Consider the following 14722-nt stretch of genomic DNA (forward strand, 5'->3'; position numbering starts at 1 on the left):
CAGAGAATGAAAAAAAGAATTTAAGCAGCAAGTAGTGTATCTACTTCCACAATATGCTGATGATTCAAAGGTAGTTTCTGGCGTAAATTACGCATAATTTGCGAGCGACGCTTCTTTTGCTGCAAAGAAACATCTTGAGCTGATAGAAATGCTTGTATTTCATAAGCAGCGTCGAAATTCCCTGCGCGAGCCTCGCAGGCACTTAATAGTTCTAAAGTTTCTGAGGAATGATTTAGTTGGAGAGCTTTCTTTGCATACTCTAAACCAGTCTCTGCTGTCACTATTGAGGCGTATCCAACTCCTGCAAGCCAAGCTAACGCTTTACATGCTGTAGGACAATCAGGGAATTTCTGAATTACTTTGAGATACATCTTTTCAGCAGCAGAATATTTCTTTAAGCAACATAAACTAAATCCATAACCTAAACCACATTGCCGATCTTCAGCATATGTGCTGCATTGAAATGCTAAATTCCAGCAATGTTCTGCTAAAGGATAGTCATTTTGATCCATAGCTGCCAAAGCCGCATGTTTCATTAACAAAGCATCTCCTCGAGACCACAAATCACTACTTTGATAAATAAGCAACGCTTTTTTCGATTGCCCTTGTTTTTGTTCACACAAACCGATGTTAAATAAAGACTCTTCTCTATAATTGGGTTCAGACAACAATTTACGAAACAACTTTCCCGCCTCAATATAATTACCACAAATACGAGAAGAATGGGCTAAGTTATAGGTAACTTTCAAAGGACACGGGCCTAAGGCATATGCGCGATTATAAAATTCTATAGCATCTTGATAACGTTTTGAGATGAAATAAATATCTCCAACAGTAATGTAAGTTTCTTGATGGGAGAGAGGAGAAATCCAGGGCTCAATAACACTACAAGCAGCATTCAAATGCCCTAAATTCACCAAAGCAGATGCATACTTCGCAGCATCCTGTTCTTCGAATATATCTTTCGAAATTAATGAAAAGGCTTGGCAAGATTCTTTATATGCCCCATGACGATAAGCTTTATAAGCAATCTCCAGTAAAAATTGAGGCCCTCGCAAATTCAATTTTTGTGCCTCGGCTAATAGCTGTTCTACCTCATCAAAACGATTCATACCTCGAAGAATACGCATGTAATCAAATAGACACTGACGACGGTAGCAACGTTTTTTTAAAATAGGCAGGAGCTTTTGTTCAGCAACAGACCATTCTTTCAGTTCCATACTTAAATGAACTTCTCGAATAACCTGCGCCGCGTAGCGACGGAAACGGGAAATGTGACAATAGACTTTAAACACTAAAGCTATTGTCAAACTTGCAACTAAAGCCCACAGGATGACTAGCCACATAATTCGCCAATTTTCACTTTTCTCTCTCTTTGCAATACCAAAAAAAAACCTTTAAAGTCTTTAAAATTATTCTCTCAAAGAACATCCCAAAGATTGCCCCATCAGGCAACGTGTTTCTAATCCCATCCGTGAGTTCTTCAATAAGTCCGCATCAAACTGAACAAATCCTGGTTCAAACAATACAATAACAGTGGAACCTCCAATTTCAAAAAAACCCTTCTCATCACCCTTAGAATACTTTTCTCCAGGTATGTAGGTTTGAATAATAGAGCCGACATTCAATGCCCCTACTTCTAAATAGAGCACATCACCGAACGCCTCTGTTTTAAGCTCTGTTAGCGTACGTTTGTTTTCACAAAAAACATTAAAATTATCCTTCAATGCCATCGGATGCACAGAAAATAAATAACCGTTGATATTATGCGTTGGTCCCGCCAAACAATCGACAGGAAAATGAAAACGGTGATAATCAAAAAGAGCTAACCGAGCAAAGACCACACTCCCAGATGCGTACTTCTCGACAAGCTTGGGGTCACCCAAAAGTTTCGAAAGAGAGAATCGTTTGGATTTAACAACAAATTCTCCAAATTCAGACACGTTTGGATAAATAAGATACGCCCCATCAACAGGTGTCACACAAATATTATTCCCTTGAGCAACCGGCCGCGCTTCCGGACGCAGCTCTCTAGTAAAAAAATCATTGAAAGAAGAGAATTCTGCTATAGATTTTTTGAACTCTTTTGCACAGATATGGTTTCTCTTTATAAATCCTGGAATCTTTTTACGCGTCCAGGAACGTTTTTGAATCCAACCATAAAGACGCGACAAAAATGGAGACCTTGACAATAGTGTGGGTACCCATTTCCCTAATCTAGAAGTATATAGAAATGTCATAGTCTTTTCATAACACACGGATTCTGCCACTCTTTGATTAGTTAAGCGATCAATATACTGCAGTTTCTTCACTTGTCCTCGATCTGAAGATCAAAACAGGCGACTATAAAAAGTTATTAAAAATATTCCAAACTAATTAAATAGAAATCGTTAAAAAACCTACATTCATCTTTAATGGGAAACCTGATATTCTACCTCTCAAGTTAGTTCCATTTTCATCCGTTTTTCATGATTAAAAATGACACTATTGCTGCTATAGCCACCCCTCCAGGAGAGGGAAGCATCGCTATTGTTCGTATATCCGGCCCCGAAGCTATTCAAATCACAGATAAAATATTCTCAGGATCTGTATCATCCTTTTCCTCACATACTGCTCATTTAGGAACAGTAAGTCATAATGACCAGCAAATTGATCAGGTGCTTTTATTAATTATGCGAGCTCCGCGTTCATTTACTGGAGAAGATGTTATCGAACTGCAATGTCATGGTGGTTATTTTTCTTGTTCTCAAATCTTAGAAGCTTTGGTATCCGAAGGAGCTCGACCTGCACTTCCTGGAGAATTTTCTCAACGAGCTTTTCTAAATGGAAAAATAGATCTCATCCAAGCAGAAGCAATTCAAAATATTATTGCGGCCGATAATTTAGACGCCTTTCATATTGCTCAGAATCATTTTCAAGGACATTTTTCCAAAAAAATGCAGTTTATTTCTTCGTTGATCATCGAATCCTTGGCTTTTATTGAGGTTCTCGCAGATTTCCCAGAGGAAGAACAGCCTGATATGGATGTTCCTGACAATCGATTAAGCAAAGCCATACTGATTATTGAGGATCTTATCTCAAGTTTCGATGAAGGCCGCCGACTCTCCCAAGGAACGAGTATTGTTCTTGCGGGACATCCTAATGCAGGAAAATCTTCTCTTCTTAATACGCTAACTAATAAAAATCGCGCTATTGTTACCGATATTCCTGGAACTACAAGGGATATATTAGAAGAAAATTGGCTGCTGCAAGGGAAACGTATTCGCCTCATAGATTCCGCAGGACAACGAGAAACAGATAATCCTGTTGAGCAAGAGGGTATAGAACGCGCTATTTCTGCTATGGAACAAGCTGAGGGGATACTCTGGGTTATGGATGTTACACAACCTCAACCTGATCTCCCAAAAATTTTATTTCAAAAACCTACCCTCCTTCTTTGGAATAAATCTGATCTCGCATCACCACCACAAATCGACACTTCTCTACCCCAACTAGCTGTTTCCGCAAAGACAGGGGAGGGAATTTTCGAGCTCAAACAATTTATCCAAAAATGGATGCAACAACAACAGTTGGGAAAGAATGCAAAAGTCTTTCTTGTTTCTTCTCGACATCATACAATATTACAACAGATGCATGCGTACTTACTCTCAGCAAAAGAAGGATTACAAACCCAACTCCCTCCCGAACTTGTTGCTCTAGAGCTCAGACAAGCCCTGCAAGCTACTGGGAACCTTTCCGGATCTGAAATTAATGAAACAATATTGGGAGAAATTTTTAGCAGGTTTTGTATTGGAAAATAAAATACATATTAAAAATTTTATTATTTCTACTTTAAACGAATTCTTTCCTAATCCAAAACCATCTTTAACTGAATGGAAAACTCCATTTCAACTACTTGTTGCTATTTTGCTTTCAGGAAACTCTACCGACAAGGCTGTGAATTCTGTGACACCGAAATTATTTGCCTCAGCCCCTGATGCGCAAGCATTATCACGACTTCCCTTAGAGGAATTATATTTAATTATTTTGCCTTGTGGTCTTGGCAAAAGAAAGGCTGAATACTTACATAATCTATCAAAGATCCTGTTAGAAAAATACCGCGGCGAACCTCCGGCTTCTTTAGAATTGTTAACCAAACTACCTGGAGTAGGAAGAAAAACCGCTTCAGTCTTTTTGGGAATTATTTACGATATACCAACGTTTCCAGTAGACACACATATTTTGAGACTATCCCAACGTTGGGGCATTTCTAATAAGCGTAGTCCTTCAGCAGCAGAAAAAGACCTTGTACTTTTCTTCGGGAATATGAACTCTCCCAAACTTCACTTACAACTTATCTATTACGCCAGAAATTACTGCCCAGCTCTCTATCATGATGTAAATAAATGCAGAATATGTTGGCACTTAAGTAATTCCTGCAAAAAGAACGTTAAACCCCTTAAGAAATAAAGGCTTCTGTTTATTAAAACAGAAACGGTTCCACATAAAGCTTTCTCTCTGTATATATCGAGAATGAAATTTACTTTGCTTTCTAACGGAGAAATCTTTTAAACTGGGCAACTACTTACTACTTCGATATCGCAATTTTTTAATATAATGAATAAAAACGCTTCTAATAGGGTTAGTTCTAAAAAAGAGCTCTCTGTTTGGTCGATCGGAGGATCTATTTTTGCTATGTTCTTTGGAGCAGGCAATATAGTGTTTCCTTTAGCCCTGGGTTATCACTACCACTCACATCCCTGGTTCGCCTGTTTTGGAATGATGCTTACCGCGGTTTGTGTCCCCCTATTAGGTTTATTTAGTATGCTGCTGTATTCCGGAGATTATAAAAATTTTTTCTACTCTATTGGGAAAATCCCTGGAATGGTTTTCATTATAGCAATTTTATGCTTGATAGGTCCTTTCGGAGGAATTCCTAGAGCAATTGCTGTATCACATTCAACTTTAGCGTCTTTATCAGATTCAAAAACAACACTACTGCCTAATCTTCCTATTTTCAGTTTGATTTGTTGTGTTTTGATTTATCTATTTGCATGCAAACTTAGTAAACTTATCCAGTGGCTGGGATCTGTATTTTTCCCAATTATGTTAATCACCCTACTTTGGATAATCTTTAAGGGGTTAACTATTCCTGCAAATCCAAGTTTTTTGGAATCTGCGAATCCCCAACAAGCTTGGTTAGCTGGGATTACAGAAGGTTTCAATACTATGGACCTTCTTGCAGCCTTCTTCTTCTGCTCCATTGTATTAATTTCTATACGACAAATGATAGCAAATGGAGATGCTGATGACGAAACACCTTTAAACTTTCAAAAAATCAATAAAAAAGACAAACGCACTTTAGGTTTAGCTTTTGCTTTAGCAGCAGCACTTCTTGGATTAATTTATTTAGGATTTGCCCTATGTGCTTCTAGACACGCAGGTTTACTAACTCATGTAGGTAAGGGACAAATTCTAGGAAGAATTTCTGCTATTGCTCTTGGGCCAAATAGTTTATTGACTGGTGTATGTGTGTTTGTTGCTTGCTTGACAACAGAGATTGCTTTAGTTGGGATTGTTGCTGACTTTTTAGCTCGCATCATCTCATCAAAAAGAATGACGTATTCTAATGCAGTAATTTTCACTCTGATACCCTCGTATCTAATTTCTATTTTAAACTTCGAAAATATCAGTCTCCTTCTATTGCCCCTACTACAGCTAAGTTACCCTGCATTAATCGCTTTGACTTGCGGAAGTATTGCTTATAAGTTGTGGAATTTCCGACACGTCCAAGCTTTGTTTTATTTAACCCTCTCTCTTACAATCGTTCTGCGATTGGTAAGTTGAGATAACGCTTATATTTGCTAACTAGCATAACGTTATGGTTTTAAACGCTTTAGCTGGCTTTCGTCAAACAGCGATGGATTATCTCGCTACGAATCGCCAAAACATCGCTTTAGATTTTTCTGGAGATTGTTACAGCATCCGCATCCCTGATGAAGATTCTCCTGATGGGAATTGGGTCAGCACACTAAAATTTAGTGGTATTGACAATCTAACTTTTGCCTCTTGTAGCTGTCCTGATGGGGATTGTTGCGTTCATTTAATGACCGCATTTTTCTCAGCTTATGATGCTCATGGGTGGCTGCCTCTACATCATAAATTTGACATATCTTTTTGGTATGCTTTGTTTTGGAAGTTGTTTATAGAGGAAGCCAAACTAAATGCTCATGGTGATAGACACTATTCTATAACATCTTCTCATGCAACATTAGAGATTTCTGCGTTGTCTCCGGAAGCTTTTACAGAATGGTTGGCTATCATTCATCAAACTCCAGAACCTAAAACTTATACTGAAAAAACTTTCCCTCAGTCTGTTCTGTATCGCATAGCAAAACGCTTTTTCTTTTTTTCTGAAGCAGGTGCTCGCCTAGATCTTATTGAAAATAGCCAAGGATTTCCTACACATTTTGCAATGCAATGGGAAGGAATCTCTTTGAAAGGAGAAATTTTAGATTTTGCAACTTTAGAAGATCTATTCCCAAAGATTAATTTCTCTCAAACATCTCTTTCAGGGAATTATAATGATTTTTCTGTAACAGCAGTACGCGTTGCCCCCGAAGAATCTAAAATATACTTCACTATCACATCTATCGCACAAGACTATAAAAATCAGCCTATAACTACAATTGGTTCCGTTGGTTATATAACAGGCTCCCAACAAGTTATCCTTACTTCCCAAGAAACCTTCGTTTCTATTTATGTTATATCCTTACTTCCTGAAAATCTGAAAAAACAAATATTATCCTTACTGCACTATGATTCTGAAGAACGCCCAATCCGTTACTCTATTTATTTTTTAAGGGATTCTTCTATTTCTTTTTCAGCATATCTAGATACCCCTAGGGACCTGGAGAACGGAAAATTAATTTATCCCGACTTTTGTTATGTTCCCGAAAGAGGATTATTTACAGTAACAGGATTACTCTCTTCTCAAATCTCATTCGTTGTTAAAGTAGATCAGGTGGAGGAGTTTTTAGGTAATGAGGGTTTATTAATTCGTGAGCCAGGATTTGAAGTATTCACAGATCGTGTTCCCGAGGGTCAATTAACGTATAATATTACACAACAAGGTGTTTTACTATTCCATTACAACACTGGTGATCCTGCAGCTATAGATATTCACTATGGTCCTTGGACATATTATTCTGGACAAGGATTCTTCCTACAAAGAAAAGCTGATCTAGAAATTCAGGATGGTTTGATTGTAGAAGCTAATCAAATTCCTAGTTTCATTATGAAACACGAAGTCGTTTTAAGAACGATCCAGAATTTCTTTGCTCCCACACCACCTCTGAAGAATCTTTTCTTCGAAGTACACAAAGAAACGAAAGGCTCGGGATTATATTTAAAACCTATATTTCAAGGTTTAGAAGAAGAAAATTGCCGACTATTTGGAGTGTTTCTTTATCGAGAAAATCTTGGATTTAACTTGCTCCCCACTCCTTTACAATCATTATGCTCCCTACCTAAAAAAATTCCTCCTGAGCAAGTTCCAGAGTTTATAAATCAAAACTTCCATAATGATAAGCTTGTTTTTGCAGATCCACAGCTTTGCCCTCCGGAAACATTCGAGCTTGTCATATTAGCTATAACACGCCCCCACCCGTCATCACCTTTACATCTACATTTAGAACTTAAAACAAACATCGGTTCTATACCATTAGGAATTGTGCTACAAGCATTGAGAAACAAAAAAGCTTTCGCTTTTACTAAAGCTGGATTTTTAAATTTTCAGCACTGCCTATTCCAATTCTTAAAACAATTCATCTCTGCTCAAAAATGTCTAATTTCTGAAAATACTGTAATTGCTACGGTTACTGATATTTTCAAATTAGATGCTTTAGCACCACTGTCTACTCATGAAAAAGTTAACGCAAGTACATCCGATCTAGCGTTTTTCTCTCAGCTTAAAGCAGCTTGTTTGCCGCCTATCCCACAAAGTCTATTTTCTACAGACCATAAATTACGCCCGTATCAAAATAGCGGCTTATTATGGTTATGGTTCTTGTATAACCATCGTTTATCTGGACTACTTTGTGACGAGATGGGGTTAGGGAAAACTCACCAAGCTACAGCATTATTAGATATTGTTTTCCAATCTGCAGAACCTACAGAACGACCTAAGTTCCTTGTTGTTTGTCCAACCAGCGTATTGCCTCATTGGGAACACACATTAGCAACACATCTGCCTACAGTAAGTATTTTTGCTTTTCATGGTCCTAATAAACCAGAACTCCTCCCCCCTACTGACGTAATTATTACTTCATATGGAACCCTAAGACAAAATTACGCTAAGTTTTACAAGATTTCATTCACGGTAACGGTATTTGATGAAATCCATATGGCAAAAAATAAAAATAGCCAAATTCATAAAATCCTCTGTAGATTAGATTCTCAAATGAAATTGGGATTAACAGGGACTCCTATAGAAAATAACCTTCTTGAATTCAAAGGTCTTTTAGACATTATCCTTCCTAATTATCTCCCGTCAGACGCTTTATTTAAGAAGCTATTTACGAAAAAAAATACTGCGGAAATAGATGATGAGATTATTCCATCACAAGATCTATTACTCAAATTAACTCGGCCCTTCATCTTAAGAAGAACAAAAAAACTTGTTCTTCCAGAACTTCCTGAAAAAGTAGAGTCGATAATTCCTTGTACCTTATCTCCAGAACAGAAAAAGCTCTATCTATCTACATTAAAAAGAGAAAAAGCGCAGATTCAACAATTGGAATCTCCGGAAGAACAGACAGTCAACTATCTCCATGTATTTGCCTTATTGAATCATCTCAAACAAATCTGCAACCATCCAGCAATCTTCTTTAAAAATCCTGACAAATACCGAGAACACGAATCTGGAAAATGGGAAGCTTTTGTTCGACTTCTTCATGAGTCATTGTCCTCAGGATATAAGGTTGTTGTCTTCTCACAATACATTCATATGATTCGTATTATTATGTTATATCTAGAAGAGATTGGCGTAAAATATGCCTCTATTCAAGGAAAATCCTTAAATAGAAAAGAAGAGATAGAATATTTTACTACAGATCCTGAATGTCGTGTATTCGTAGGTTCATTACTCGCTGCGGGAACAGGAATTAACCTTACTGCCGGTAACGTTGTAATCATGTACGATCGCTGGTGGAATCCAGCTAAAGAAAATCAAGCTTTGGACCGTGTTCATAGAATAGGGCAAAAAAATACCGTATTTATATATAAACTCATGACAGAGGACACGTTAGAAGAACGTATCCACTACCTGATTGAAAAGAAAATCCGCTTACTAGATAAAGTTATCTCGACCCAAGATTCTAATATTCTCCATATGTTAAATAGAGAAGATTTGATCACGATTCTATCGTATAAAGATGAACGCAACGGAGTGGATGACCCAACAAATAGCATTCCCGATGATACGGAAGAGTCTCTTCTTTAATATAGAAGAAATTAGGAAATATCTTATTCCGAAAGTTTCAAGTAGCCGCGATAAGCAAACACAGCACCGACAATACCGTAAATGTAGGCTCGGTTTTTAGGCCATGTCAACGTCAACCCAGCATCTGTAGCAAACAAGAGAATAATCAAAGCAAAAGCTAAAAATCCTGCGCCTAAAAATAAGGCAACAAGTGGCCAATGCTGTAACCAATTCCAATCAGCTTCAGATTGTTCGGTGGGTTTTTGGAAAGTATTTTGATCACTAAGAACAGCTTCCCAATCCTCTGAAGAAACAGCAAAAAGATCTTCAGATTCTCCCTTTGTGGAGCCTTCTGGGAAAGAAATATGGCATGAGGAGAATCCTCCCGAAGCTACCGGAGGGTCTTGAAGAAATGCACTACAATAGGGGCATTGCGGCATATGCATAGATACGCTACCTTCGCACTTCCAACATGTGCGCTGCATCTCTGCTTCTTTAGCAAATGGCATGGCAACCTACCTTCCCTAAATTAGGATTTATATAAAGAAACAGAAAGTTTCTTATATATCGATTTGTACACACTACGACTAATTAGAGTACACAACTTAAATTATAATTTCTATTGGGAAAAAATCAATGCTGAAAATTAATCTTTAGATCTAGAATAAGCAAAAAGCTCTTCATAAAATAATATTACGACCTAGCGTCTTAAAAAAGATCTTCTTAAGAACTTTTAAATTTCGATACTTATGAGAATTGGGAACAAAATATGAGTACAGATTTTGACTGTGTTGTTATTGGTGCTGGACCTGGGGGTTACGTTGCAGCAATTACTGCAGCGCAACAAGGATTAAAGACTGCGCTGATCGAAGAACAACAAGCCGGAGGCACATGTTTAAATCGTGGCTGTATTCCCTCTAAAGCTCTATTAGTGGGCGCGGGTATTGTTTCCCAAATTAAACATGCCAAGCAATTCGGGATAAACATTGACGGTTATTCTATAGATTATCCTGCAATGGTCCAAAGAAAAAATACTGTCATTAATGGCATACGTCAGGGATTAGAGGGTTTGATACGCAGTAATAAAATTACTGTCTTCAATGGCCGAGGATCTTTAATTTCATCCACTGAGGTAAGAGTTAAAGGTCAAGATACCACAGTTCTCAAAGCTAAACATATTATCATAGCTACAGGATCAGAATCACGTCCTTTCCCAGGAGTTCCTTTCTCATCCCGCGTCTTATGCTCAACGGGCATTTTAAACCTCTCAGAACTTCCTAGAAAGCTCGCTATTATCGGCGGTGGCGTTATTGGTTGTGAATTTGCTTCTCTGTTCAATACTTTAGGAGTAGAAATCACTATCATAGAAGTCGCTGATCAAATTCTTTCCGTAAACAATGCTGACATTTCTAGAACGATGTTGGATAAGTTTTCACGCCAAGGAATTCGCGTGATTACTAAAGCATCCATTGGACATTTAGAAGATCTTAGTGACCGAGTAAAAATCACTGTGAATGATCAGGCAGAAGAATACGACTATGTTCTAGTTGCCATTGGACGTCAATTCAACACTACCAACATTGGGTTGGACAATGCTGGAGTGATTGCCGATGAGCGTGGTATTATCCCTGTAGATGAGACTATGAGAACCAACGTTACGAATATTTTTGCTATTGGAGATATCACAGGAAAATGGTTACTTGCTCACGTTGCTTCCCATCAGGGAATTGTTGCAGGTAGAAATGCTGCGGGTCATAACGAAGTTATGGATTATTCAGCAGTACCCGCAGTAATTTTTACCTTCCCAGAAGTTGCTATGGTAGGTCTTTCTTTAGAAGCCGCTCAACAACAAAGTATTCCTGCGAAACTCACTAAGTTTCCTTTTAAAGCTATTGGCAAGGCTGTAGCTATGGCAGAAGCCGATGGATTTGCAGCTATTATTAGCCATGAAACTACACAACAGATTCTCGGTGCTTATGTGGTAGGTCCTCATGCAGCATCATTAATTGCAGAAATGACATTGGCAGTACGTAATGAGCTAACTCTACCTTGTATCTATGAAACTATACATGCTCACCCAACTCTTGCTGAAGTCTGGGCAGAAAGTGCTCTATTAGCAACAAACCATCCTCTACACTTACCTCCGCCAAAACTATGAATGAAGTTCCCGATGAAACACACAAACCTCAACAAGGTAAACGTTTCGCCGAACGTCTTCCTAAATGGCTAAGGCAAGTTTTACCTAAAGGTTCTGTCTTTGTCCATACGGATGCAACTATAAAGCGTACGGGAATGGCTACAGTATGTGAAGAGGCCTTATGCCCTAACCGTACAAGCTGCTGGTCAAGAAAGACAGCAACATACCTAGCTTTAGGAGAGGCATGCACTAGACGCTGCGGATTCTGTAATATTGACTTTACGAAAAAACCCATATCTCCTGATCCCGAGGAGCCTCAAAAAATTGCAGAATCAGCAAAAGTTCTTCAGCTTAAGCACATTGTTTTAACTATGGTAGCTCGCGATGATTTAGAGGACGGTGGGGCAAGTTGCTTAGTTCGTATTATTGACACTCTACATCAGGAGATCCCAGAGTCTACTGTAGAAATGCTAGCCTCAGATTTTCAAGGAAATGTTGATGCTCTACACAGATTGTTAGATTCAAGATTAACTATTTATAATCATAACGTGGAAACCGTTGAACGGTTAACTCCGGTAGTACGGCATAAAGCAACATATCGCAGATCTTTATTTATGTTGGAGCAAGCAGCTTTATATCTCCCCGATCTTAAAATCAAATCAGGAATTATGGTCGGACTTGGAGAGCAAGAAAGTGAAGTAAAACAAACATTAAAAGATCTTGCAAATCATGGAGTAAAAATCGTCACTATAGGGCAATACCTACGTCCTTCTAGATTACATATACCAGTAAAAAGCTATGTCTCTCCCGAAACTTTTGATTACTACCGTACAATGGGAGAGTCTTTAGGACTCTTTGTTTATGCAGGACCTTTCGTTCGCTCTAGCTTCAATGCTGATATCGTTTTACATGACCTCGAAAATAAACAATCTGAAGTAGCAAAAAGTCCGAACTAATCTGCATTTTCGTGCTTATTTTTTTAAAGCAGCTTTGTTTATAAACATCTTTTTTAGATCTAAACTTGTATAACTATAACGTTATATAAAAGAGTTTTTACCATCTCATGTTGATAGAAATCAAAAACATATTTATTGTTTAATGTTCACGATTGGCACTAATCCCCCCTTTTGTTATGGTGAGTAAAAAGGTATGCGTGGGTTATGTTTCGTAGTTCTATTTCTTGGTGCTTATTCTTTGTAATGACCTTATTTTGCTGTACAAGTTGCAGCAGCAGATCGCTAATCGTTCATGGGCTTCCAGGAAGAGAAGCTAATGAGATTGTCGTTCTTCTTGTTAGCAAAGGAGTCGCTGCACAAAAGCAACCACAAGCTGCAGCTTCTACAGGGGGAGCCGCTGCCGAACAACTATGGGATATTGCTGTTCCCGCTGCGCAAATTACTGAAGCTTTAGCAATTTTAAATCAAGCTGGTCTTCCTCGGATGAAGGGGACGAGCCTCTTAGATCTATTCGCAAAGCAAGGTCTTGTTCCATCAGAAATGCAAGAAAAGATCCGTTATCAAGAAGGTCTTTCGGAGCAGATGGCTTCTACTATTAGAAAGATGGATGGAATTGTAGATGCTAGCGTACAAATTTCTTTCACAACAGAAACTGAAGACAATCTTCCTTTAACAGCGTCCGTCTACATCAAACATCGTGGAGTTTTAGATAATCCAAATAGCATCATGGTTTCTAAAATTAAACGCTTAGTTGCCAGTGCTGTTCCAGGTCTTTCTACAGAAAACGTTTCCGTTATTAGTGATCGCGCTTCTTATAGTGATATTACTATTAATGGTCCTTGGGGACTATCCGATGAAATCGATTATGTCTCCGTATGGGGAATCATCTTAGCGAAATCTTCATTAGGTAAATTCCGTCTCATCTTTTATTTCTTAATACTTACCTTATTCGTTATCTCTTGTGGGTTACTTTGGGTAATTTGGAAAACACATACATTGATTCTTTCCTTAGGTGGAGCTAAAGGTTTCTTCGATCCCTCTCCATATTCTAAAGTTGCTGTAGAAGTTAAGAAACCTGAAGAAGGTACTGGAGAGAAAAAAGAAGGACAAGCAACGCAACCTAATCAAGAGGAAGCGGAAGGTCCTAAAGACAATGCGCCAGAGGCATCAGAAGGAAACGAAGAAAATGAGGATGTCTAGTGACCGCCAATACTTTTGGAACTTTAAACATCTTAATGAAGTATTCCAAAGAGGATGATCTTGCAAATTTTCTTCCAGAAAATCTCCTAGTCACACCTACACACCATGAAGATATTCCTCTAAGTTCTTTATCTTTTACCATGTGTTGGTTAGCAACAATTCATCCCTCATGGATTAGCGTAGCTATTAAAGACTTCCCAGAAGTAATACAAAGCCAATTACTCTCTTGGTTGCCAGACTCTTTAATTCAGGAATTAACTCCACTACTTCCAGGGATTTCCATTGCAAAACAACGTTGCTCTAATTTCGGAGCTTTCTACCTATTAGATATGTTGAGCAAAAAAATCCGTCCTCCAGGAATTACTGAAGAGATATTTCTTCCACTCTCGCCGTTCAATGCTATGCTATATTATTCAGGAACGACGAAGATGACATTGATTAATTGCTTAGGATTATTCGCTATAGCAAAAGAACTAAGAAATATTGTTGATAAAGTGATCATCGATCGTGTACATAAAGTCCTTTCTCCTACGGAACAACTGTTTCTATCTTATTGCCAATCACATCCTATGAAACATCTTGAAACAACTGAATTTTTAGTTTCTTGGGATAGCGATAATGATTTCCGTAATTTTATTCACAAACAAGGCTTACAGTTTCTTGCTATAGCATTGGCAAAAGAAGACGCCTCCTTCCTTTGGTATTTTCTACGTAGGTTGGATATCGGCCGGGGATATATTTTTGAACAAGCTCTACGAAAATCTTATGAACATCCCCATAGTGACTATTTTAAGAACCAGTTAGAATTATGTATTAAGATCTTAGTACAATAAGATCTCTATAACTCAGAGCATGAAATAAAACATAGAGAGACTTTCTTTTTTCTCCTTGCGTATGAGTCGAATGTTAATAATAAGGAATTAAAACAACAAAAGAAGGAGCAGCGTTTCCTCCCTAAACTTTAAGAAA

General features: G+C 38.1%; 11 protein-coding genes. 8 read left to right on the forward strand and 3 right to left on the reverse strand.

The window, feature by feature from the left end:
- Nucleotides 1–20 precede the first annotated feature (20 nt).
- On the reverse strand, nucleotides 21–1346 hold the full coding sequence (locus C10C_RS04700; protein ID WP_117274663.1) for a tetratricopeptide repeat protein: 1326 nt from the start codon (nucleotides 1344–1346) through the stop codon (nucleotides 21–23).
- Nucleotides 1347–1412: 66 nt separating this feature from the next.
- The gene (locus C10C_RS04705) at nucleotides 1413–2312 is read right to left on the reverse strand and encodes a phosphatidylserine decarboxylase (RefSeq protein WP_117274664.1); all 900 of its coding nucleotides are present in this window, start codon (nucleotides 2310–2312) and stop codon (nucleotides 1413–1415) included.
- 156 nt (nucleotides 2313–2468) lie between these two features.
- Between C10C_RS04705 and mnmE the strand changes: the two genes are divergently transcribed.
- The 4 genes from mnmE to C10C_RS04725 all read left to right on the forward strand — a co-directional run bounded on the left by mnmE (nucleotide 2469) and on the right by C10C_RS04725 (nucleotide 9481).
- Entirely contained in the window at nucleotides 2469–3800 is a 1332-nt protein-coding gene (gene mnmE / locus C10C_RS04710; RefSeq protein WP_117274665.1) for a tRNA uridine-5-carboxymethylaminomethyl(34) synthesis GTPase MnmE, read from the forward strand.
- Nucleotides 3751–4449: an endonuclease III domain-containing protein gene (locus C10C_RS04715; RefSeq protein WP_420808132.1), complete on the forward strand. Its 699-nt coding sequence runs from the start codon at nucleotides 3751–3753 to the stop codon at nucleotides 4447–4449. Before mnmE ends, C10C_RS04715 begins: the two co-directional genes overlap by 50 nt.
- A gap of 147 nt (nucleotides 4450–4596) precedes the next feature.
- Nucleotides 4597–5826 carry a branched-chain amino acid transport system II carrier protein gene (gene brnQ / locus C10C_RS04720; protein ID WP_117274666.1) on the forward strand — a complete coding sequence of 410 codons (1230 nt, stop codon included), beginning with the start codon at nucleotides 4597–4599 and terminating at the stop codon, nucleotides 5824–5826.
- A gap of 34 nt (nucleotides 5827–5860) precedes the next feature.
- Nucleotides 5861–9481 (forward strand): DEAD/DEAH box helicase, encoded by a 3621-nt coding sequence (locus tag C10C_RS04725; protein WP_117274667.1) that lies wholly within the window; start codon nucleotides 5861–5863, stop codon nucleotides 9479–9481.
- A gap of 23 nt (nucleotides 9482–9504) precedes the next feature.
- On the opposite strand, the gene C10C_RS04730 is transcribed toward C10C_RS04725, so the two are convergent.
- Nucleotides 9505–9969 (reverse strand): phage holin family protein, encoded by a 465-nt coding sequence (locus C10C_RS04730; protein ID WP_117274668.1) that lies wholly within the window; start codon nucleotides 9967–9969, stop codon nucleotides 9505–9507.
- A gap of 260 nt (nucleotides 9970–10229) precedes the next feature.
- Here C10C_RS04730 and lpdA point away from each other — a divergent pair, with 260 nt between their 5' ends.
- The 4 genes from lpdA (at nucleotide 10230) to C10C_RS04750 (ending at nucleotide 14586) form a co-directional block, all read left to right on the forward strand.
- On the forward strand, nucleotides 10230–11618 hold the full coding sequence (lpdA, locus tag C10C_RS04735) for a dihydrolipoyl dehydrogenase (protein WP_117274669.1): 1389 nt from the start codon (nucleotides 10230–10232) through the stop codon (nucleotides 11616–11618).
- On the forward strand, nucleotides 11615–12553 hold the full coding sequence (lipA, locus tag C10C_RS04740; RefSeq protein ID WP_117274670.1) for a lipoyl synthase: 939 nt from the start codon (nucleotides 11615–11617) through the stop codon (nucleotides 12551–12553). Before lpdA ends, lipA begins: the two co-directional genes overlap by 4 nt.
- Nucleotides 12554–12757: 204 nt before the next feature.
- Nucleotides 12758–13753, forward strand: a complete 996-nt coding sequence (sctJ, locus tag C10C_RS04745; RefSeq protein ID WP_117274671.1) for a type III secretion system inner membrane ring lipoprotein SctJ — start codon at nucleotides 12758–12760, stop codon at nucleotides 13751–13753.
- Nucleotides 13753–14586, forward strand: a complete 834-nt coding sequence (locus C10C_RS04750) for a hypothetical protein (RefSeq protein ID WP_117274672.1) — start codon at nucleotides 13753–13755, stop codon at nucleotides 14584–14586. Before sctJ ends, C10C_RS04750 begins: the two co-directional genes overlap by 1 nt.
- The last annotated feature ends 136 nt before the right edge of the window (nucleotides 14587–14722 follow it).

It is taken from the genome of Chlamydia poikilotherma (assembly GCF_900239975.1).
GTDB lineage: Bacteria > Chlamydiota > Chlamydiia > Chlamydiales > Chlamydiaceae > Chlamydia > Chlamydia poikilotherma.